We start from the raw sequence: 22,363 nt of genomic DNA, 5'->3' as shown, positions 1-22,363 counted from the left end.
TTATGTCCCAAACCCAAACCTTGATTATTGGTTGGCTTTATCCTAATCTGATGAGTACCTATGGCGATCGCGGTAACGTTATCTGTATACAAAGGCGTTGTCAATGGCGTGGTATTCCAGTAACAATTAAACCTCTAGATCAACAAGCGGAAGTCTCTCAATTCTCTGAGGTTGATTTAATTGTCGGGGGTGGGGCCCAAGATCGTCAACAAGAATTAGTTATGCGGGACTTAAAAGGGGCAAAAGCAGCAGCATTAAAGGCTAAATTGGATGAGGGAACCCCAGGGGTGTTTACTTGTGGCTCTCCTCAATTATTGGGCCATTATTATGAACCCGCTTTAGGACAACGCATTGATGGGTTAGGATTATTAGATTTAGTTAGTAAACATCCGGGCCCCGACGCTTCCCGTTGTATTGGTAATGTGGTCTTTGAAATTACGGCTTCTCCCTTAGCTGAAGATTTAACCCAAATGTTAGGAAAACCTCCTTTAATTATTGGGTTTGAAAATCATGGGGGACGGACTTACTTAGGGGATGTTCAACCTTTGGGAAAGGTGCTTAAAGGTTATGGTAATAATGGGGAAGATGGTTATGAAGGGGCTTTTTATCGTCAGGCGATCGCTACTTATTCCCATGGCCCATTATTGCCGAAAAATCCTTTTCTAGCTGATTGGTTAATTAAAAGGGCTTTACAACAAAAATATCACACTGAAGTTACTTTAAGTCCCCTAGATGATACTTTAGCCTATCAAGCTAGAGCAGCTATGTTAAAACGCCTGGAAATGGCTGCTTAAGGTGACATAGTAATGAGGTGAGGTATTGCTTAAGTCTTTGTCGTTCATAGTTCTTCAATAGATTTCATTGGAAAGTATAGCTTCATAGGATTTTGCTTAAATTGTTGAAAGCCATACTTTTTATAGAAATTCAAGGCTTGCTCATCTAAAGCTTCAGCTATCACAGCTAGAGAGGCCACTTGTTTAGAGACATCCAGCGACTTTTTAAGAGCATCCACCAACATCAACTCCCCGAATCCCTTGCCCTTATGTTTATAATCTACAGCTAAACGACCCAACAGTGTAGCTGGCAATCGTGGGTAACGGGGCAGGCGTTTTGCCAAAGCTTCGTCTAGATCTGTAATATCAACAGTGAATGAAGAGAGCGTGTAATATGCCAATATATTAAAATCAGGCTCATCAAATAAAACGAACACAGTTGTAACTCGCTTTTTGAGATCTTGAGATGCCTGCTGACGTATGTAATTGTCTAAGCTATCCTTTCCACAGGAAAACCCTTTACGAATATGCTTACGAGCATCAAGCGGCTCAATCCTTACAACCATCAATCTGACATTACTTGCTTATAGCGTATAGCGGCTGATTTCAGAGAATCATTAGGCTTTGGAGGATTAAGGAGTGCATCGACAAAAGCTTCGCTATCCTCAACACTCAGCTTAAGTGTTTGGTGTTTCTGAATGACTCGACTAGCTTCTGCTTGAACACTTGCAACAACAAAATCTGTCAAAGTACGCCCTTCCAGATTTGCAGCTTTCTGAAAGAGAGCTTTAGTTTCTGGGGTGATACGAGCCTCAAGTCTCGCCATTTGTTTTGAATGATTCACATTAGCCATATCGACGAACCATATATATTATTAAAGGATTACAACTTCCATACTATACGGCAATTTGCCGTATGTCAACTCTGGAGCCGTCGTAAAATAATTATGACTCAAAAAAATCATACCAGTTTATCAATTCCCCGTATTTTAGATGCTAACCTTGATCGCGCTAGGGAAGGATTAAGGATAATAGAAGAATGGTGTCGCTTTGGTCTGGAAAATAGTAACCTCGCCGAAAAATGCAAGCAAATGCGTCAAGAAATTGCTAATTGGCATAGTTCAGATTTACGCATGGCCAGAGATACTCCTAATGACCCAGGAACCGAATTATCCCATCCCCAAGAGGAAACAAGAAGCAGTATTGATCAACTACTACAAGCTAATTTATGTCGGGTTCAAGAAGCCTTAAGGGTATTAGAAGAATATGGCAAACTTTATGACCCTAACATGGGAATTACCTTTAAACAAATGCGCTATCAAGTCTATACCTTAGAAAGTGATTTATTACAATGCTATCGTTACCAAAAATTAACAAATGCTAATTTATATCTGGTAACATCTCCCTCGGAAAATATATTAAAAATTGTTGAATCTGCTTTACAAGGAGGCTTAAAATTAGTACAATATAGGGAGAAAAATGCCAATGATATTATTCGCCTAGAAATGGCTCATCAACTCTGTGAATTATGTCATCAATATGATGCCCTATTTATTATGAATGATCGGGTTGATATCGCTCTAGCTGTTAAAGCAGATGGGATACATTTAGGACAACAAGACATTCCCATTGCCTTAGCTAGACAAATATTAGGGCCTAATAGAATTATCGGACGTTCTACTACAAATGAGCAAGAAATGGCTAAAGCGATCGCAGAAGGAGCAGACTATATTGGGGTCGGCCCTGTGTATGCAACCCCGACTAAAGCAGGTAAAAAACCCGCAGGATTAGACTATGTTAATTATGCAGCAAAACAGTCTCCGGTTCCTTGGTTTGCCATTGGGGGAATTGATACAATTAATATTAATGAAGTCATGTCAGCAGGAGCCAAACAAATAGCCGTAGTTCGTGCCATTATGGAAGCAGAAGATCCCCAAAAAATCACCCAAGAATTATTGACTAAACTCACAATAAATTAGAATATGAATACAACAGAAACCATCAGTTTACAAGTCAATGGAAAACCCGAAACCTGTTCCCCTCAAACTATTTTGCCCCAATTTTTAGTAAATTTGGGTTTAAATCCTCGTTTAGTTGCTGTCGAATACAATGGAGAAATTTTACATCGACAATATTGGGAAAATACCGAATTAAAAACAGGCGATCGCTTAGAAATTGTCACCATTGTTGGCGGGGGATAGTAGGGGCGGGTTTTTAACAATAAATTATGATTATTACCTATAATGTTAAATTAACCCGCCCATATATTAGTAATCAGTAATCAGCATTTTAATGGAGCAATATGGCAAATCAAACTCTAGGACTTGCACCCAATTTATACCAATATTTTAAGACTGTTTCTGTGAGAGAATCAGAAATACTTAAACAACTGCGACAAGAAACAGCAAAACATCCCATGTCCATGATGCAAATTGCCCCAGAGCAAGGACAATTTATGGCTTTATTAGTGCAATTAATGGGAGCAAAAAAAACCTTAGATATTGGGGTATTTACAGGCTATAGTGCCTTAGTTGTTGCCTTAGCTTTACCGCCAGATGGTCAAATAATTGCCTGTGATGTTGATGAAGAAACGACAAAAATTGCCCGACATTTTTGGGAAAAAGCAGGAGTCGCCAATAAAATTGATTTACGCATAGCACCCGCATTAGAAACCTTAGATAAACTGATAGCAGAAGGACAAAGTAACACCTTTGATTTTGCCTTTATTGATGCCGATAAAAGCAATTATGATAATTATTACGAAAAGGCATTATGGTTAGTCAGACAAGGGGGATTAATTGCCGTTGATAATGTATTGTGGGGGGGAAAAGTTGCTGAATCTGAGATACAAGATAATCGAACCCAAAAAATTCGTGCTTTTAATGAAAAACTGCACCAAGATCCCAGAATTAACCTTAGTTTAGTTCCTATTGCTGATGGGTTAACCTTAGCCTTAAAAAAATAAAAAAACAGGTTTTATTGATCAGCGATCGCTGTTATTTTCCGCTGAATTTGGTTGTAAATGGGGTTTATATCTAAAAAAATTTAATATAACATAAAAAACCCCCGTCTTTTGACGGGGGACGTATCGAAATGATACGAACTCAGCAATCGGAAAAATCAAACTTAGATGCGAATACTGCCCCCATCAAACAGAGGAATTGTCATGGAAAAGTTTTCCCCGTAGGTCAACTTTTGTTCTTGGAGAATACCGATCGCAACTTGTTCCCCAAGACGGAGAGATTCAAGATAATCTGTGAAGTAGTGAACCCCTGCCCAGTTTCGTCCAATGGCAATATTTGCAGCGATTTTGTTTAATTCCCCTTCAACCGTTAAAGGTTTATCTAAGGTAACAGGTTCTAATTTGCTGCCATTCGCACTAGGTTGAAAGGCAAAATTTAAGGTAGCACCCGCATCAAAAAACGCCTTGAGAATGGTAACACAAGCACCCGCAACGGTGGCATGACCTGCACCATAAGCCGGGTGCATGGGGGAACCTTCAGGAAAGGCCATAGGCAGCAAATAAGAAGCCTTGTAGCCATTATTAGCATCACTGGTGCGATCGCTAAATTTCTGATTTTGTTTGCAGTTATGGTCAGCCACTGCCTTCAAAAGACCTTCTCCTAAACCATCTACTAGGGGTTTAATGGCTTCAATGCCTTTGGTATCACCATTAACATACCGCGTCACCCAACCGCTAACAGCTTCAGGCCGCAGACGACGATGGACATTAAACTTCTGGAAACGTACCGCTTTGAGGGCGCGGGTTGCCACTTCTGTGACTAAAGACAGGATATGAGGGCCACCAAATTGAGCAAACCCTTGTTGTTTATCCTTAAAATCAGGCCCTTGGAAGGGAATACCTGGATCAAAGGGAATTTTTAGCCCCAACATGATTAAACAAGCATTCAAATAGGCTTCATAGAGAGCATCATAATGGACGTAGGTGGCTAAATCGCGGGGTGTAGCCATAAAACGATAAGGGGCGGGCGTTTCAGAATAAGTTTCTATCCCCCGTAAATCTGCCCCATTCTGAACATCCACCCAAGCTTCCCAAGTGGTCATATAATCTTTTAAAGGTTCAGCTACCCGTATTCGTTGATCGACGCGGATAGCACCATAGGCAATATAGCCATCACTGATGGCCTGTATGTTTTCTAATCCCTGATTTCCGACTAAAAGAAATTGAGATAAGTATGGCCCTACATTATCCCCAGGTGCAATACCTCGGAATACTGTTTCCTTGGTAAAGGGGCCCCGTAACCGTTTTTGCTCAGCCTGGGTTAAATTAACGTAATTGCTGGCTTGATTTTTAATCCAAGGAGACTGGTTAAGTAAATCAACAACTTTTTGAACTTCAGTAGAACTATTAAAATTGGCAAAGGGAACATCTCTTAAAAGAGCCATGCCATAGTTTTCAATCATTTCTGTGATTAATTCTTCACTGTCCAATTCAGGAGCAGGAGGCATCGTTACAGATTGAGAATCAGGCCCTTCTAATTCAAAGGTAGAACCGGCCCCCGCACTTTCCCACGCTCGAACGGGAACTTTGCCCCCTTTGCTGGTTTTAGCAATGTGAGACTGCCATTTAGGAAAGGGTACTCCATCTTGGTTCGGTGGGCCAAGGGGAGTATCGCGGAAGTCACGCACATCCCCTGAATCAATGCCCCTTACAAACTGTTGATAGTCGTCTGCATTAACGATCACACCTGTTTTTTCGCAATGGGGTAATCCTTTTGTATAGTTGGCCAGATGGGTGGGTTTATTCTCACTGTTGCGATAGCGAAGCTCTTCCCCATTACTAATATGAAGGGGGTGGGGGCGTTGACTGGCAACTTCAGCCGCATCACGGCGAATTCTGAGGGCTTCTATTCTGCGATCGTCCATAAAATTCTCCTAAAGATTCAGGGTGCTAGGTTCATACTGCCAACAAAGAAGACTTCACGACGTATATATCGGATTCCGGAAATTTACCGAAAATTTGGGTTTAAAGCCTCCCCCTTTATTTTATTTTATTCCTACTTTTATTTTAAGTCTGTTCCCAAAGTTCTGCTAATATTTTCTGCAATCCCTTCATAAAAATTTTGAAGCTGTGAGATGTATTTTTTTCTGACTTGTCCACTTCTAGATACTGGCCTATTTTTCTTGAACCACTTATTTGCTAATAATTACTAACCAATGTTTTAAGTTCTTGTTTCGCTGAATTGAGTTGATCAGGATCTCTATATTTTTGCTTGCTCTGTTTTTTACTTAATTTTCCTATTTGTAAATTAAACGCTTTTTCAACAGCAAGTAAGTCACCTAAAAACCAAGATTCGAGTTCATGACAAACAATTCTAATTAAAGTGTCCGAGCGTCCAGACTGTTGACATAAATCAGAAAGTTGTTTTTTTATTTCAAGACAATTTCCTGAGTCTTGATCTCGAATAATGATAAATTTTGCTTTTGTATTCCAAGCTTTTAGTTTTCGAGGAATAGATTTTTCAAGATCCTGTTTACCTTCATGGGGAATACATATAAAACTAATATTTGTTGGAATAATTCTAGGTAACAAAATATCTAACAGTGCTTTCATAGAAGCTTCTTCTAGCAAAAAAACTAAATCATAGTCATAGTTCATTTTGGATCAATACCTCCAAAAAGTCCCTGTTTCCATAAATACCCAGGTAGATCTCCTTCTTGAAATAGATTATTTAATAATTCTTGTTCAGAAGCACGATAAACTTTTGTAATTCCTTCATGTTTTTCTAACCAAAATATATTATTCAAATCAACAGCATTAAGAAAATCAGGGGAGTGAGTGCTAACAAAAACCTGTCCTTCTAAACGAGTATAAGCTTCAAATTCTTCAGCCAATTCTTGTAATAATAAAGGATATAATTGATTTTCTGGTTCTTCTACACATAAAAGAGGATGGGGATTAGGATCATGCAATAAAACAAGATAAGCAAACATTTTAATGGTTCCATCAGAAACATAACGAGCAATAAAAGGATCATGAAAAGATTCATCTTGAAACTTTAAAATTAAACGTCCATCGTCAGTTTCTTTTGCTTCTACTTTAGAAACTCCAGGAACTCTTTGCTTCATTTTTTCTAAAATATGCTCAAAAATATCTTTGTGATTTTCATAAATATATTGAGCAACTAAAGGTAAATTATCTCCTGTGGTGGATAAATGTTCTGCATATCCAGCATCTTTACTACCTCTAGCAGCACTGATATGAAAATCAGATACGTGCCAATTTTCGATTAAAAGTCGAAATGCACTAGCAGCTTTAAAGCGTTGAAATTGGCCAAGTCCTTTAATTGCTAAAGTATCTGCTGCGTCAAGTGTTTGCTCTTCACGAGTTAGTTGTTCCTCTGTTTTATCAAAATCTTCTTCATTTGTTATAGCATAACCTTTACCATTCTTAAAGTCTAGAAAATGAAAAGGAGATCCTTGACTACCACGTTTATAACGAAGAATTTCTCTTTTTACTATAGGTTTATTATTTTCTAAACCAATTTCTAGAACATAGGTAACTAATCTTACTTTTTTAAGAATTTCCATTGTAAATTTAATTTCAAAATAAATTTCTTCGTCTTCATGTCCTCGTGTAATTACTTCTTTAAATCCCCCTCTAAGTTGTAAACTTTGACGAACATTGTTTTTGAGAGAATCTCTTAAAAATCCAAATATGTCAAAAAGCGTACTTTTACCTGTACCATTTGCGCCAACAAATACACAAAATCTTGGAATATTACTAATAGTAATATTTTGAAAGGCCTTATAATTTTTAACAGTCAATGAAGTAATTTGCATAATTATTGATTGATTTAAAACACAAAAATATTTTATTTTTTAGAGGTTTAAGAATCTGGTTGATCTCCTAAAAATCTTCCATCAAATCGTTCATATTCATCTTCTAATAACCATGAATTTGCTTCATCATAAGTAAGACTTTTAAAAATCAATTTATACTGATTTGCTGGATCATAAATGCAGCAGCAACCATCTTGATCACCAACTAACATAAGCATTCGAGGAGGAAAAAGGATGGGATCGATCCAGACTTCAATGAATTGCCAATTCTTAATTTGTTCGTCTAGGTTTGGTGCGTGGGATAACATGATAAATATCGGTTCCTCTAATAATTTTTATCTCAGCATAGTAGAGTGGAATTTGATCACCATCTACTTTAATAATATAGCCAATTGGTTCAGTAAAGTAAAGTCCATAGCGTTCATAATTATCGTTTTAATCCTCAATTCCTGTTTTTTCTCCTCTTTCTATAATAGCTTGCGTTACTCGTTTCATATTAAGGGGAAGGTGCGCTATTAACGCACCTAAAATAGTCCCTAAAATTCACCCACTAAAGCATCATTACACCGTTCACAAATAGTAGGATCATCTTTAAATTCTCCGACTTTTGTAGAATAGTTCCAACAGCGATCGCATTTCTCTCCTTCTGCTTTAATAACCCCCACAGAAACTAAGTCAGACTCGCTTTGATAGTCTGCTTTTTTAATGCTTTCTAAACTATCCACTAATTCCACTTGAGAAGCTAAGACAAAATAGCGTAATTCATCGACTTTATTCCCTGTTAAACTATCATCAGGGTTGAATGCTTCTAGTTGTTTTCTCAAGTCTTTATCTGAGACATAAAGTAACACTTTTGCATCCAAAGATGACCCGATCGCTTTCTCTTTTCTAGCCAATTCTAGGGCGTTATTAATTTCATTCCTGATTTGCCGTAATTTTGCCCAGGAAGCCCCTAATTCTGGGTTTTCCCACTGTTTTGATGTTTTGACCCATCCCGCCTCAAAAACTGATTTATAAGGGGTTTCGTAGGGTAAGAATTGCCAAATGTCTTCGGCCATGTGACATAATACAGGAGCGATAGCTTTAGCTAAACTCTCTACAGCGACTGCTAATACTGTTTGACAACTGCGACGACGGATAGACTCAGGATGAGAAATATAGAGTCTATCTTTAGCAATATCTAGATAGAAATTAGACAAATCTACCACACAAAAATTTTGTACTGTTTGGAAGAAACGGAAGAATTGATAAGTTTCAAACGCATCTGTTACCTCTGTGAAAACTTCGGTGATGCGATGTAACATATATTGATCTAATTCCGGTAATTCCTCATAAGCAACTGTATGCTTTTTGGGATCAAAATCATGTAAGTTGCCTAATAAAAATCGGGCTGTATTGCGAATTTTGCGATAAACATCTGATAATTGCTTCAAGATGGTTTGTCCAACGGGAACATCTGAAGAATAATCTACCGATGACACCCATAATCTTAATACATCTGCCCCATAAGGCGGTTCCTGTTTCTGATTTTTGCCCCCATTAATAATGATTTGAGGATCAACAATATTTCCTTCTGATTTACTCATCTTACGTCCTTTTTCATCTAAGACGAAACCATGAGTTAATACTGTCTTATATGGGGCAATATCATTAACCGCAACACTGGTTAATAAACTAGACTGAAACCATCCCCGATGTTGATCAGTTCCTTCTAAATACATATCAACAGGATATTTTAATTCTGGTCGTTGTTTTGCCACTGCGGCCCAAGAAGAACCGGAGTCAAACCACACATCCATTGTGTCTGTTCCCTTGCGGTATTTGTGGGCATCTTTCTGATATTTTTTAGGTAATAATTCCTCTACAGACAATTCCCACCAAGCATCAGACCCTTTTTCTGCAATAATTTTCTGTACATAATTGATAGTTTCTGCTGTCAGTAAAGGTTCGTTAGTTTCTTCATCATAAAAAACGGGAATAGGCACACCCCAACTCCGTTGACGAGAAATACACCAATCTGAGCGATCGCTGACCATCGGAGTAATACGGTTTTCTCCTTGAGAGGGAATCCAATTGACTGTTTTAATCGCTTTTAATGCTGCATCTCGGAATCCTTCTACTGAGGCAAACCATTGTTCTGTTGCACGAAAAATAGTCGGTTTTTTGGTTCGCCAATCATAAGGATATTTATGTTTATATGGTTCCTCTTTTAATAATGCCCCCTTTTCTTTCAGTTCATTGATGATGACTTCATTGGCATCTTTAAGAACATTTAACCCTGCAAATTGTCCCGCTTCTTCCGTAAAGTTTCCCTTAGCATCAACCGGAGACAAAATTGCTAAACCATAGCGTTGACCGACGATATAATCTTCTTGTCCATGACCAGGGGCCGTATGCACTAAACCTGTACCTGATTCTGTGGTAACATAATCACCACCGATCAGAATTTCACTCTCTCTATCAAACAAAGGATGACGATAAATAGTGTGTTCTAAGTCCTTGCCTGGGAGAGTTGCTTTAACCGTTAACGCGGTTTCAAAGGTAGCTGATAACTTCTCCACTAAATCGGCTGCTACAATTAAATATTGATAGTTGCAAAGCTTAGAAGTCTGTTCTACTACAGCATAAGTGAGATCAGGATTAAGGGCAACTGCTAAATTTCCAGGCAATGTCCAGGGGGTAGTTGTCCAAATAGCAACCCCTAAATTAGATAAGAAAGGTTTTAAGGTTTTTTCTGCTTCCTTTGAAGCTTTAATGATAGGAAAAGCAGCAAAAACACTACGGGAAGTATGACCTTCAGGATATTCTAATTCTGCCTCAGCTAAGGCAGTTTGAGAACTAGGACTCCAATGAACAGGTTTAAGACCTCGATAAATATACCCTTTGAGGGCCATTTCTCCAAATACCCCAATTTGGGCCGCTTCGTATTCAGGAGTGAGGGTTAAATAGGGGTTTTCCCAGTCTCCCCACACTCCGAACCGTTTAAAGACTTCACACTGTTCTTGTTGGGTTTTAAGGGCAAAATCTCGCGCTTTGCGGCGTAATTTGAGAGGGGTTAAACCTTCCCTTTCCTGAGACTTCATACTTTGCAAAACTTTAAGTTCAATGGGGAGTCCATGACAGTCCCAACCAGGAACATAACGGACTTTGTGACCTTGCAATAATTTATATTTATTGATAATGTCTTTCAGGGTTTTGTTTAATGCGTGACCCATGTGGAGTGACCCGTTAGCGTAAGGGGGGCCATCATGCAGAATAAACAAGTCTTCTGGATTTTCTTGGGATAATTTCTCATAAATCTGATTTTCTGCCCAAAATTGCTGTAATTCTGGTTCTCGGTTCACGGCATTGGCCCGCATACTAAAATCAGTTTGGGGTAAGTTAACGGTGTCCTTGTAGCTTTTGGGTTCTGTCACTGTGGTAATAGAAATTTCTGTGTCGGTTTACTCTCTCTCATGATATTACAAGGGATAAAGTTATCTCTGTTGACAAAACCCAATCGCTTAGGTTAACATGAATGTCTTATAAAAAATTATTATAAATCAATATATTGTTATGCCTACTGTTTTAAGGAAGGATGGTTTTTGTGTGCGTATTTACCCAAATGATCATCTACCTTCCCATGTTCATGTTTTCAAAGCAGATGGAGAAGCTAAAATTAATTTAGGGAATGAAACACAACGTCCAACTTTTGTCACCATTTCTGCTCAAATGAGTAATCAAAATGCGGCTAAAGCATTAAAATTAGTTATTGAGAAACAAAAGTTTCTTCTGCAAAAATGGAGAGAAATTCATGAACAATCTTAATTTAACTGACGAGATTCTTGAAAAGGAAATTAGTCAAGCAAGGGAAGCAGCAAAACTCGCTGATTCCCAAGAACCACGCGCCCAATCAGTACATTATAATACTCAAGAAAAACAAATCGTTCTTAAGCTAAAAAATGGCACTACTTTTTTGTTTCCTCCTAATTTAATTCAGGAATTAGTGAGTGCATCTGATCAAGATATTGCGGACGTAGAAATTACGCCATCCTGTGAAGGATTACATTGGGAAAAATTGGATGTAGATTTAAGCATTCCAAGCTTATTAATGGGGATTTTTGGCACTAAATTATGGATGGCAAAATTAGGGAGTAAAGGAGGATCAGTTACGTCAGAATTAAAAGCGAAAGCAGCTAGAAACAATGGAAAAAAAGGGGGAAGACCTAAAAAAAATTGCGTGTGATTACGTGAAATAATCTCTAAAAATATTTAGAGATTCCTGGTTGTTTTAAAACAACATTGGCACAAAAATATCTACCACATAAAAGACAAAAACCTTGAAATTATAATGTTTTCTTCATAAAAATCTGAATTTAACGAGAAATAGTCATTTTGGGCCGGAGCTTGAAAAATAATGTATACTATTGTAAAGTTTATGAGAAACAGGTTAACATTAAAAACTTAATATTTACATTTGTCCAGTTCAATGAATTTATTAAATCAAACAAAGCCCATTCTTCAATGCAAGCAAAGGGGACTCTATTGCAAGGAATTTCCAGGATTCCTGAGCCTTTATTTAAAAATAGCAGGAAAAACCATCTATTCTGGTATTTATAGCTGTCTTGATCAAGTTTTCGTGATATGGGGCTTAATTTCCGCCGCAATTTTCATCACTGCCCAATTTTCCCCCATTAGCTGGACAACCCAAGCCATCATCTGGTCAATTTTAACCCTAGCGGGAACCCTATCCATGGTCATTCTCACCTATTTCTGGGTGCAAGTTAAGCAAATTCAATGGATACTCTATACGTGGGTAATAATCATGGTTGGCGGCGTAATTCTCACCGACTGCGGTATTTTTTTAGGGTGGGTTCATATTTTAGCCAATCTTTCTCACCTTTGGTTAGGATTATGTGGTTTAGGATATCTGATCACAGGATGGGGTGTAAACTCCCGCGCCTTGTTGTTAACAGGATTATTGCATCTTCTTGGCATCGCTATCTTACCCTACGTGATCGGTTGGCAATTTTTAGCCACAGGCCTCATCATGTTAGCGAGTCTCCTCCTGTTAGCAGAAACGCGATGGGATATTGATCTTCCCCTTGCAGGAGGTGAGGGAGTGGGGAAATGAGGAGGCGATGAACCAAGTAGGAGTACAATACACCCTAACTCCTAATGAAATCTTTAACTTTGCTTCGGGGGTATTTGCTCGTGAATAAGTTAGAGTCAGAAATATAAATGCTCTAGCCTGATGGAAGATGTTACAACACGATGTGGTCATTATTGGTGGTGGTTTAGCTGGATGTCGCGCCGCCTTAGAAATTAAACGCCTCACCCCGACTGTCGATGTTGCTGTGGTGGCCAAAACCCATCCTATTCGTTCCCACTCCGTCGCTGCCCAGGGGGGTATTGCTGCGAGCTTAAAAAATGTTGATCCCAAAGATAGCTGGGAGGCCCACGCCTTTGATACAGTAAAAGGATCAGACTATCTAGCAGATCAAGATGCTGTCGCTCTCCTCACCCAAGAAGCCCCGGATGTTATTATTGATTTAGAACACATGGGGGTTTTATTCTCCCGTTTAGAAGATGGGAAAATTGCTCAACGGGCCTTTGGGGGCCATACCCATAACCGGACTTGTTACGCTGCTGATAAAACGGGTCATGCTATCCTTCATGAATTAGTTAATAACCTGCGCCGCAATGGGGTTACGATTTACACTGAATGGTATGTGATGCAATTGATCCTCGAAGATGGAGAAGCTAAAGGCATTCTCATGTATCGCATTGAAGATGGCAAACTAGAAATTATTCGCAGTAAGGTGGTAATGTTTGCCACAGGAGGCTATGGACGGGTTTTTAATACCACCTCTAATGATTATGCTTCCACTGGGGACGGGTTGGCAATGTCTGCGATCGCAGGGGTTCCCTTAGAAGACATGGAATTTGTGCAGTTTCACCCTACCGGATTATATCCCGTCGGTGTCTTAATTTCAGAAGCTGTAAGAGGAGAAGGAGCTTATCTCATTAATAGCCAAGGCCGGCGATTTATGGAAGATTACGCCCCTTCACGCATGGAATTAGCCCCCCGTGACATCACCTCTCGCGCCATTACCCTCGAAATACGGGCCGGCAGGGGTGTTCATCTTGATGGTAGCCCAGGAGGCCCCTTTGTGTACTTAGATCTGCGTCACATGGGGGAAGAAAAGATCATGAGTCGGGTTCCCTTTTGTTGGGAAGAAGCCCATCGTTTGGTCGGGGTAGATGCCATTTATGAACCTATGCCCGTCCGTCCTACTGCCCATTATTGCATGGGAGGCATTCCGGTGAATACTCAAGGCCGGGTTAGGTTAAGTGGCGATCGCTTAACGGAAGGGTTTTTTGCCGCAGGAGAATGCGCTTGTGTGTCGGTACATGGGGCCAACCGTTTAGGCAGTAATTCTTTATTAGAATGTGTTGTTTATGGCAGAATTACTGGGCGAAATATTGCCAGTTATGTGCAAGATCGTAAGTTTTCTGATTTTGATGCTCAAGCTTATTTAGAAGGGGCAAAACAACGCATTGAAAGTCTTTTAAATAAGAAAGGAACTATCCGTTTAGGGGCATTACGTCAACAATTTCAAGACTCTATGGCCGAACATTGTGGGGTGTTTCGCACGGAAGCATTAATGAAAGAAGGACTCGCACAAATTGAACAATTTAAAGCACAATATGAGCAAGCTTATCTTGATGATCAAGGCAGTTGTTGGAATACAGAATTAATTGAAGCGATGGAATTACAGAGTATTATGGTAGTAGGAGAAATGATTTTAACCTCTGCTTTAAACCGCAAAGAAAGTCGCGGGGCCCATTCACGGGAAGATTATACAAAACGGGATGATCCAAACTTCTTAAAGCATACTTTAGCCTATTATTCTGCTGCTGGTATTGATGTTCAATATATGCCTGTGGTGATTAATATGTTTGAACCCAAGGAACGGAAATATTAAATAAAAGGCAGAGGGCAAAAAGGCAATTTATGGACAATTTGTCTATTTTGTTTATAATAAAAAGAAAGAGGTATCATGATGCAATTTGTTTCAGCGACCGAAGCCAAGCAAACCCTTGCGACCGTCATTGATAAAGCACAACTGGAACCAGTGGTCATTCGTCAACAAGATCGTGATGTGGCGGTTATTATGTCGATAGAAGACTATCAGCGTCTCACTCAAGCTAATATTCAAGAATTTCAGCAGTTTAGGGAAAATATGGGGCGTAAAGCGCAAGAAAGAGGGCTAACAGAAGATAAATTGAATGAACTCTTAGCCATTGATGAACCTTAGAAATGCGTCTTGTTCTTGATACAAATGTCTTAGTCAGTGCTATTTTGTCTCCCAATTCCACACCAGCAAATGTCTTAAATTGGGGAGAAAAGCGTGGAGTAATTTTATATTCTGAGCCTAGTTTAACAGAACTTTTATCTGTTCTCCAGCGACCAAAATTTGCTAAATATATTGATGCCAAAGATATTAATGGCTTATCAATTCGTGTTAAAAATTTATGGTATAGAGTACCTATTTTAAAGAAGATAAAGTTATGTCGAGATCCAAAAGATGACAAGTTTTTAGAACTAGCCTTAAATGGCGAAGCTTCTCATTTAATTACAGGTGATACTGACTTATTAATATTACATCCTTTTCAAAATATTCCTGTGATTAATCCTCGTTCTTTTTTCGATGAAATCATGGACGAATATTCCCCATAAACCTGATTTATAGGCAATTCTCCTCACTTCTTCACCCCCTCACCCCCTCACCGTTATTTTTAGCAAACATTTAAGAATGTCATTCTAGTGGGAATTATCAGGAAATTTTGATAAAATCTTTAAATAGGGATTTCTCCCTAAAGCCATTTTAGATAATCCATCTTAGTTTATTATGTCAGTTTTGGCCGCGATCGCAGTCTTGCTTGTTTTAATTGTCGTTCATGAATTAGGCCACTTTGCCGCAGCTAGGTTACAAGGGATTCATGTTAATCGCTTTTCCATTGGGTTTGGCCCCGTTTTAGCCAAATATAAAGGCCCTGAGACGGAATATACCCTTTGTGCCATTCCTTTGGGGGGATTTGTGGGTTTTCCTGATGATGATCCTGATAGTGATATTACCCCGGATGATCCCAATTTACTCCGTAATCGTCCGATTTTTGATCGCGCCATTGTGATTAGTGCGGGAGTCATTGCTAATCTCATTTTTGCTTACTTTCTGTTAGTTGGACAAGTTGCAACTATTGGTATTCAAGATATTCAAGCAGGGTTAGTTATTCCTCAAGTAGATCCTTCTTCTCCAGCGATGACAGCAGGAATGCAAGGGGGTGATGTTGTAATTGCCTTGAATGATCAACCATTAGGTGATTTTCCAGAAGCGACAACGATCTTCATTGAAAAAGTGCAAAATTCGGTAAATAAGCCCCTAAATTTAACGGTAAAACGGGATGATAAAACCCTAAACTTAACTGTAATTCCCCAAGAAAATGAGGAAGGCCAGGGTAAAATTGGGGTTGGGTTACTTCCCAATATAAAGTTAAATCAGGCTAAAAATTTCATCGAAGCGTTTACCTATAGCGCAGAAGCTTATGAAAATTTAGCTAACCTGACGGTTAAAGGATTTTGGCAACTGATTAGTAATTTTCAGGAAAATGCTAAACAAGTAGCGGGGCCTGTCAAAATTGTCGAATATGGGGCGAGTATTGCTCAAAATAATGCGGGGAATTTGTTTCAATTTGGGGCTTTAATTAGCATTAATTTGGCCATTATCAATATTTTGCCCTTACCTGCTTTAGATGGGGGACAACTCGCCTTTTTATTGTTTGAAGGATTATTAGGAAAACCCTTACCCTTGAAACTGCAAGAAGGAATCATGCAAACAGGTTTAGTCTTGTTATTAAGTTTAGGGGTGTTTTTAATTGTGCGTGATACAGTTAATTTGGCAGTTTTTCAGGACTTTATTCAACAAATTGGCTTATAAGTAAACTGTAGGGTGGGCATTGCCCACCAATATCCTTTAATCTACTAATTAGATGAGTCTTACTCGAAAACGTGCTAGTAAAAAACAACGGGCTTTAGAAATTTTAATTATTCTTAAACGTCTCTATCCTGACGCAACTTGTAGTTTAACTTATGAAACCACTGTACAGTTATTAGTAGCGACAATTTTATCGGCACAATGTACGGATGAAAGAGTAAATAAAGTCACACCGGAATTATTTGCTAGATTTCCTGATGCGCCATCTTTAGCTTCAGCAAATAGGGAAGAATTAGAAACCTTGATCCGTTCTACTGGATTCTATCGTAATAAGGCTAAAAATATTCAAGGTGCTTGTCAAAAAATTGTCGAAGAATTTGGGGGCAATGTCCCGAAACAAATGGAACAATTACTGAGTTTATCAGGAGTGGCGAGAAAGACAGCTAATGTGGTGTTAGCGCATGGTTTTGGTATTAATGAAGGGGTAACAGTAGATACCCATGTTAAACGCTTAAGTCAACGATTAGGGTTAACAGAAGCAACCGATCCGATTAAAATAGAAAGGGATTTAATGCCTCTATTTCCTCAAGCAGATTGGGAAAATTTTTCAATTCGGATTATTTATCATGGTCGGGCAATTTGTAAAGCGAGAAAACCCCTTTGTTCAGACTGTGATTTAGCTCATTTGTGTCCTTCTGTTCAAGCATAATAATCTTATTTTTGCCAATATTGTTTAATTAATTGTCCAATTTTTTTACTGTGAGTATGAACTAAATTATGATCAGCTTCAGGAATAACTTCTAAAGCAGCTTGAGGAATATTATTAGCATAGGTTTGGGAATGCCAAAGGGGAATAGTTTGATCTTGTTCACCAGCAATGACTACAGTAGGAATATTGATTTTATGAATATTTTTATCAACAGTATCAACCGCATCTTCTGGTTTTAAACGATTAGTAAGCATGGCTTTAGCAACAGGTTGATTGATTAAAGATTGACGAACTTCTCTAATAAAATTAAATTGCTTTTTTTGCCCAATTAACTTAGCAATAGGAGCAATTATATTTAAACTAAAATCAACTAAGGGACTTTCCCAGAGTAAGGGTTTAAGATGATTATATCTGCCGACAAATTTATCATCTCGAATACCCGCAGGAGCTATTAAAACCATTTTTTTAAAATGATATTTTTCATGGCTTACTAAAGCAATATTTTCAGATTTATCAATAGTTAAATTATTAACCGAAGATAGTTTTGTTTGAGAAATAGCATAAGCAGCAGCTACCCAAGCACCATAAGAATAGCCAATTAGATAAAATTCTTTTAAGTTTTTGGCTTGAATAAATTCCCGTAAAAAGCTAACTTGATGCTCAATCAAATAATTGATTTTAGGTTTAGAAGAATCACCAAAACCTAATAAATCTAAGCCAAGACAATGATAATCATCTTTTAATTCTTGAATAATCGGGTTAAGTGTTGAACCATCACCAAAAAATCCATGTAATAAAATCACTGGAATTCCTTGACCAATACTGGTATAAGCTGCTTGATATTTTCCGAGTTGAATTGTTTCTTTTTTCATCATTAAAACATTGTATTTAAGACAGGTTGTTTAGTCGAAACGACTTTTTCTATAATATCAACTGCCAGCTTAACACCTCCGGCCTGATCAATCGCCTTTTGTAATCTTAACGCATTATTTCGATAAGTATCTTCAGTAAGTACCTTTTCAATCATAATGCGAAGTTTAGGAACAGTTAACTTAGATAAAGGAATTAGTTCCCCTGTTCCAGTCCAAGCAATACGGGCCGCAATTCCTGATTGATCATTAGTAACAGGAATAGCCACCATTGGAACCCCATAAGTTAAAGATTCTAAGGTTGTATTCATGCCCGCGTGAGTAATATTTAACGCCGCTTTTTGCAATAATTCTAATTGGGGTGCATATTCCACAATTAGAGGATTACCTGGTAATTTTGGTAAGGATTCAAACTTATTTTTTCCTCCTAAAGATATCACTAATTGAGCCTCTAAGCCTACACAAGCTTGAGCGATTTTTTCAAATACATCAATCATGCCATTTTGTAAGGTTCCCATTGACGCATAAATCAAAGGCTGTCCCGTTAATTTATCCCAAGGAAAGGGAATCATCGGACGTTCCATACTGGTATGATAAGGGCCAGTAAAATGAAACCATTGGGGCAACTTTTCCCTAGGAAATTCAAACTCAATCGGTTCATGAGATAAAATAGCCCAAGGAGAATCAACGGAAGATTCGGGGGGTAATTTCCACTTTTTTCTATATTTCGCTCTTAATTGTTTTAAAGATTGTCCAAAGGGATTTGCTAAAGTATAAATAATTTGATTACGAAGACGGGCCCACCAAACGGAATTATATTGCCAAGTAGTAAAAAAAGGAGGAATACCCGATTCTTGATTAAAAGGTAAAGCAGAACAAACCGTAATAAAAGGAATATTCAAAAATTCTGCAATTGTTCCCCCTTCAGGAGAAATTTGATCCACTAATAAAGCATCGATGTTAGCTGATTTAATAATAGTCGGGGCTTCTTGTAAAAAAGTCTCTGCTAACCCCCGAAACCAATTCATTGTATAAAGTAAGGCAGGAATGCCGCTGAGTTTAGCAAGTTCAGCAAAACCTGCTTCCGTAGACCCCAAAGGAAAGGCTTTCTCTCCAATGCCCTGAAATTCTAACCCTGCGGTCTTAATTTTTGCCTCAGCGTCCACAATGCCAAAAAAAGTTACCTGATGACCACGCCGTTTTAATTCTTTTCCCAAAGGCAGCATGGTATTGAGGTGTCCGGTTTCTACTGGGCAGATTAGTCCAAAATGAGCCATATTACTGTATTAAAATCTACTAGATAGCCAAAAAATGCTGAAAAAATACTATAAAATCAGGTTTGATCATATTTTCTTCCAAATTAAACCTTTCTTAATCCTGTACTTACCTCCCATCGTCCTTAAAATAGCTTGAATTTCTGTAATAAACCTTAACATTAAAGCCCTTGCACCCAATATTTTATCTGGAAAATTTAACAAATTTACAACCATTTTAAAAATCATGCTTATAATCGGGACAGGATTCTTTATCATCCGAACATACTTCTTCGTAAACGTTTACATTTAGTTATCAATTTGTTGCAATGCCGCGAATACTCGTAATCGATGATGATGCCGCAATTTCAGAACTCGTCGCTATCAATCTAGAGATGGCGGGTTATGACATAAACCAAGCGGAGGACGGAATTAAAGGACAGGCCTTAGCCGTCCAATTACAGCCCGATTTAATCATGCTTGACCTGATGTTGCCCAAAGTAGATGGGTTTACTGTCTGTCAACGACTTCGCAGAGATGATCGTACCTCTGATATTCCTGTGCTGATGTTATCGGCCCTAGGACAAACCAAAGACAAGGTAGAAGGTTTCAATGCGGGGGCCGATGATTACCTCACCAAACCCTTTGAAGTCGAGGAAATGTTAGCCAGAGTACGGGCCTTACTCCGACGGACTGATCGCATACCTCAAGCTGCTAAACATTCTGAAATCTTGAATTATGGCCCCTTAACCCTAATTCCTGAACGATTTGAGGCCATCTGGTTTGATCGAACAGTCAAGTTAACTCATTTAGAATTTGAGTTATTACACTGCTTACTGCAACGTCATGGACAAACGGTTTCCCCTAGCGAAATTCTTAAAGAAGTGTGGGGTTACGATCCTGATGACGATATTGAAACCATTCGGGTTCATATTCGCCATTTACGGACTAAATTGGAACCAGATCCCAGACATCCCTGTTACATTAAAACGGTTTATGGTGCTGGTTACTGTTTAGAATTGCCTAGCAGTGAACAGCTAATTATGACTCCTGATGTCGCTGTTGTTTAAATGGTTCCCGATATTAGGGAGATAGGGTTTAACCGTCTCTATCTAAAAGTGGAAGTGGGGGGCATTATTGCCGAAATTCGCCGAAAAAACAGGTCACTCAATGCACTATTGAGGACAAAACCCTTAACATGGTGAATCCAATTGTGAGAACATAGGAAAAGTATCGACTTCCCTTCATGTCACCCCCCATTCAACCTCTTTCTCCTCATCTCATTAATTTAATTGCCGCTGGCGAAGTCATTGACTCTTTTGCTGCTGTGGTTAGAGAATTAGTAGAAAATTCCCTTGATGCGGGGGCAACTCGTTTGGTGATCTCCCTAAACCCTGAAATTTGGCAGGTAAAGGTTGCAGATAATGGCTGTGGGATGTCTTTAGAAGATTTGCGTAACTGTGCAAAACCTCACAGTACGAGCAAAATTTGTGATATTGATGATCTTTGGAAAATTACTAGCTTAGGGTTTCGTGGGGAAGCGTTACATAGTATTACCCAAGTCGCTGAGTTGGAAGTGATGAGTCGTCGCGCTGATCACGATGAGATTGGTTGGTGTCTTCGCTATGATCTTGATGGGGAAGCTAAAACAGAAGAAACTGCACCTATTGCCCCAGGAACTATTATTACAGTGTTTAATTTGTTTGGGCGCATTCCCATCCGTCGTCAAGGTTTACCTGCCTTCTCGCAGCAGTTAAGGGCAATTCAGGGCATTATTGAAAACCTGGCCCTGTGTCATCCTCATATTACTTGGCAGGTTCAACAAAATGATCAATCTTGGTTTAATATTAGTCCAGGCAAGACACCACAGCAGATTTTACCCCAATTACTTAAGCGGGTTCATTTTCATGATTTACAGTATCTTAGCCAAGAGATAGAGGCGCAAGGTACGATTGAGGTGGTGTTAGGATTACCCGATCGCACCTCACGGGGTCGTCCTGATTGGGTTAAGGTAGGAGTGAATGGCCGTGTTGTGCGATCGCCGCAGTTAGAACAAACTATTTTGGCTGCTTTTAGTCGTACTTTACCGAAAGATCGTTTTCCTGTCTGTTTTCTTCACTTAAAAATATCACCTAATCAAATTGACTGGAATCGTCATCCGGCCAAAACGGAAATTTATTTACAGTCTCTTGATTTTTGGCGAGAAACGGTAACAGACGTTATTGAACAAACTTTAAGATTATCTGCTGTTACATTAGAAACTCCGGCACAAAATCAACGGGTAAAAAAGTTACTGAAAGCATCAGAAGAAAAGGGAAGTTATCTAGTTAACTCAGAAAAAAAGAATGAATTAGATATTTTTGAATTACGGGCGGTGGGCCAAGTTAATCAGACTTATATTGTAGCAGAGCATTCCAGTGGTTTATGGTTAGTTGAGCAACATATTGCCCATGAAAGGGTTTTATATGAAAAATTACAAGATTATTGGCAATTAATTACTGTAGAAACTCCGATTATTTTAACCCAATTATCTCAATCTCAAGTGGAACAATTACAACGCATAGGCTTAGAAATTGACTTATTTGGGGAACAAATGTGGACAGTAAGGACGGTTCCTCAAATTTTATCACAACGGGAGGATTGTTCAGCAGCTTTGCTAGAATTAAGTTTAGGAGGAGATTTAGAAACTGCCCAAGTTGCCACTGCTTGTCGGAGTGCCATTCGTAACGGTACACCTTTAAATTTAGCTGAAATGCAAGACCTTTTAGATAGTTGGAAAAAAACCCGTAATCCTCGCACTTGTCCTCATGGTAGGCCAATTTATTTATCTTTGGAAGAATCTTCTTTGTCTCGCTTTTTTCGTCGTCATTGGGTAATTGGGAAAAGTCATGGCATTTAATAATGAATAATTAATAATTAATAATTACTTCTCTCTCAAATGAGAAGATTGACAGAATTGCATATTTTATTATGATAAA

The 22,363-nt window shown here is 38.7% G+C and carries 24 protein-coding genes; 14 read left to right on the top strand and 10 right to left on the bottom strand.

Annotation, left to right across the window (positions count from 1 at the left end):
* Positions 1–2: 2 nt before the first annotated feature.
* Entirely contained in the window at positions 3–794 is a 792-nt protein-coding gene (locus VB691_RS11895; protein ID WP_323291707.1) for a type 1 glutamine amidotransferase, read from the top strand.
* A gap of 44 nt (positions 795–838) precedes the next feature.
* Here VB691_RS11895 and VB691_RS11890 read toward each other — a convergent pair whose 3' ends face one another.
* Complete coding sequence (locus tag VB691_RS11890) at positions 839–1,339, bottom strand: GNAT family N-acetyltransferase (protein WP_323291706.1); 501 nt, start codon at positions 1,337–1,339, stop codon at positions 839–841.
* Entirely contained in the window at positions 1,339–1,599 is a 261-nt protein-coding gene (locus VB691_RS11885) for a DUF1778 domain-containing protein (protein ID WP_323291705.1), read from the bottom strand. The genes VB691_RS11890 and VB691_RS11885 overlap by 1 nt, the downstream gene beginning before the upstream one ends.
* 120 nt (positions 1,600–1,719) lie before the next feature.
* Between VB691_RS11885 and VB691_RS11880 the strand changes: the two genes are divergently transcribed.
* The 3 genes from VB691_RS11880 (at position 1,720) to VB691_RS11870 (ending at position 3,737) form a co-directional block, all read left to right on the top strand.
* Positions 1,720–2,751 (top strand): thiamine phosphate synthase, encoded by a 1,032-nt coding sequence (locus VB691_RS11880; RefSeq protein WP_323291704.1) that lies wholly within the window; start codon positions 1,720–1,722, stop codon positions 2,749–2,751.
* A gap of 3 nt (positions 2,752–2,754) precedes the next feature.
* Positions 2,755–2,973 (top strand): sulfur carrier protein ThiS, encoded by a 219-nt coding sequence (gene thiS / locus VB691_RS11875; protein ID WP_323291703.1) that lies wholly within the window; start codon positions 2,755–2,757, stop codon positions 2,971–2,973.
* 101 nt (positions 2,974–3,074) lie between these two features.
* Positions 3,075–3,737 (top strand): class I SAM-dependent methyltransferase, encoded by a 663-nt coding sequence (locus tag VB691_RS11870; protein ID WP_323291702.1) that lies wholly within the window; start codon positions 3,075–3,077, stop codon positions 3,735–3,737.
* A gap of 161 nt (positions 3,738–3,898) precedes the next feature.
* Here the strand turns inward: VB691_RS11870 and VB691_RS11865 are convergent, their stop codons facing one another.
* The 6 genes from VB691_RS11865 to ileS all read right to left on the bottom strand — a co-directional run bounded on the left by VB691_RS11865 (position 3,899) and on the right by ileS (position 10,992).
* Positions 3,899–5,659, bottom strand: coding sequence for a vanadium-dependent haloperoxidase (locus VB691_RS11865; RefSeq protein ID WP_323291701.1), 1,761 nt, complete (start codon positions 5,657–5,659; stop codon positions 3,899–3,901).
* Positions 5,660–5,933: 274 nt separating this feature from the next.
* Positions 5,934–6,392 carry a DUF4276 family protein gene (locus VB691_RS11860; protein WP_323291700.1) on the bottom strand — a complete coding sequence of 153 codons (459 nt, stop codon included), beginning with the start codon at positions 6,390–6,392 and terminating at the stop codon, positions 5,934–5,936.
* On the bottom strand, positions 6,389–7,576 hold the full coding sequence (locus tag VB691_RS11855) for an AAA family ATPase (RefSeq protein ID WP_323291699.1): 1,188 nt from the start codon (positions 7,574–7,576) through the stop codon (positions 6,389–6,391). The genes VB691_RS11860 and VB691_RS11855 overlap by 4 nt, the downstream gene beginning before the upstream one ends.
* A gap of 47 nt (positions 7,577–7,623) precedes the next feature.
* Positions 7,624–7,884, bottom strand: a complete 261-nt coding sequence (locus VB691_RS11850) for a hypothetical protein (protein ID WP_323291698.1) — start codon at positions 7,882–7,884, stop codon at positions 7,624–7,626.
* Complete coding sequence (locus VB691_RS25850) at positions 7,847–7,957, bottom strand: DUF6972 family protein (RefSeq protein ID WP_416245041.1); 111 nt, start codon at positions 7,955–7,957, stop codon at positions 7,847–7,849. The genes VB691_RS11850 and VB691_RS25850 overlap by 38 nt, the downstream gene beginning before the upstream one ends.
* Positions 7,958–8,112: 155 nt before the next feature.
* On the bottom strand, positions 8,113–10,992 hold the full coding sequence (ileS, locus tag VB691_RS11845; protein ID WP_323291697.1) for an isoleucine--tRNA ligase: 2,880 nt from the start codon (positions 10,990–10,992) through the stop codon (positions 8,113–8,115).
* Between the two features lie 139 nt (positions 10,993–11,131).
* Between ileS and VB691_RS11840 the strand changes: the two genes are divergently transcribed.
* The 8 genes from VB691_RS11840 (at position 11,132) to nth (ending at position 17,263) form a co-directional block, all read left to right on the top strand.
* A complete protein-coding gene (locus tag VB691_RS11840) occupies positions 11,132–11,383 on the top strand; it encodes a DUF4160 domain-containing protein (RefSeq protein WP_323291696.1) in 252 nt (83 codons plus the stop codon).
* Positions 11,370–11,801: a DUF2442 domain-containing protein gene (locus VB691_RS11835; protein WP_323291695.1), complete on the top strand. Its 432-nt coding sequence runs from the start codon at positions 11,370–11,372 to the stop codon at positions 11,799–11,801. Before VB691_RS11840 ends, VB691_RS11835 begins: the two co-directional genes overlap by 14 nt.
* 243 nt (positions 11,802–12,044) lie before the next feature.
* A complete protein-coding gene (locus VB691_RS11830) occupies positions 12,045–12,689 on the top strand; it encodes a hypothetical protein (protein WP_323291694.1) in 645 nt (214 codons plus the stop codon).
* 127 nt (positions 12,690–12,816) lie between these two features.
* Positions 12,817–14,544, top strand: coding sequence for a succinate dehydrogenase/fumarate reductase flavoprotein subunit (locus VB691_RS11825; protein WP_323291693.1), 1,728 nt, complete (start codon positions 12,817–12,819; stop codon positions 14,542–14,544).
* 75 nt (positions 14,545–14,619) lie between these two features.
* On the top strand, positions 14,620–14,877 hold the full coding sequence (locus VB691_RS11820) for a type II toxin-antitoxin system Phd/YefM family antitoxin (RefSeq protein ID WP_323291692.1): 258 nt from the start codon (positions 14,620–14,622) through the stop codon (positions 14,875–14,877).
* Positions 14,878–14,879: 2 nt separating this feature from the next.
* The gene (locus VB691_RS11815; RefSeq protein WP_323291691.1) at positions 14,880–15,299 is read left to right on the top strand and encodes a putative toxin-antitoxin system toxin component, PIN family; all 420 of its coding nucleotides are present in this window, start codon (positions 14,880–14,882) and stop codon (positions 15,297–15,299) included.
* Positions 15,300–15,471: 172 nt separating this feature from the next.
* Complete coding sequence (gene rseP, locus VB691_RS11810) at positions 15,472–16,557, top strand: RIP metalloprotease RseP (RefSeq protein ID WP_323291690.1); 1,086 nt, start codon at positions 15,472–15,474, stop codon at positions 16,555–16,557.
* 52 nt (positions 16,558–16,609) lie between these two features.
* Positions 16,610–17,263 carry an endonuclease III gene (gene nth, locus VB691_RS11805; protein WP_323291689.1) on the top strand — a complete coding sequence of 218 codons (654 nt, stop codon included), beginning with the start codon at positions 16,610–16,612 and terminating at the stop codon, positions 17,261–17,263.
* Between the two features lie 5 nt (positions 17,264–17,268).
* Here nth and VB691_RS11800 read toward each other — a convergent pair whose 3' ends face one another.
* Complete coding sequence (locus VB691_RS11800) at positions 17,269–18,138, bottom strand: alpha/beta hydrolase (RefSeq protein ID WP_323291688.1); 870 nt, start codon at positions 18,136–18,138, stop codon at positions 17,269–17,271.
* Positions 18,138–19,409: a glycosyltransferase gene (locus tag VB691_RS11795; RefSeq protein ID WP_323291687.1), complete on the bottom strand. Its 1,272-nt coding sequence runs from the start codon at positions 19,407–19,409 to the stop codon at positions 18,138–18,140. The genes VB691_RS11800 and VB691_RS11795 overlap by 1 nt, the downstream gene beginning before the upstream one ends.
* Before the next feature lie 305 nt (positions 19,410–19,714).
* Here VB691_RS11795 and VB691_RS11790 point away from each other — a divergent pair, with 305 nt between their 5' ends.
* Both VB691_RS11790 and mutL read left to right on the top strand, forming a co-directional pair.
* Positions 19,715–20,455, top strand: coding sequence for a response regulator transcription factor (locus VB691_RS11790; RefSeq protein ID WP_323291686.1), 741 nt, complete (start codon positions 19,715–19,717; stop codon positions 20,453–20,455).
* A 176-nt stretch (positions 20,456–20,631) separates the two neighbouring features.
* Positions 20,632–22,284: a DNA mismatch repair endonuclease MutL gene (gene mutL / locus VB691_RS11785; protein WP_323291685.1), complete on the top strand. Its 1,653-nt coding sequence runs from the start codon at positions 20,632–20,634 to the stop codon at positions 22,282–22,284.
* Positions 22,285–22,363: the final 79 nt, after the last annotated feature.

This window comes from Crocosphaera sp. XPORK-15E, from assembly GCF_034931425.1.
Classification (GTDB): Bacteria; Cyanobacteriota; Cyanobacteriia; order Cyanobacteriales; family Microcystaceae; genus UHCC-0190.
The sequence above is the reverse complement of the archived record's forward strand: the minus strand, read 5'-3'. Positions and strand labels throughout refer to the sequence as shown.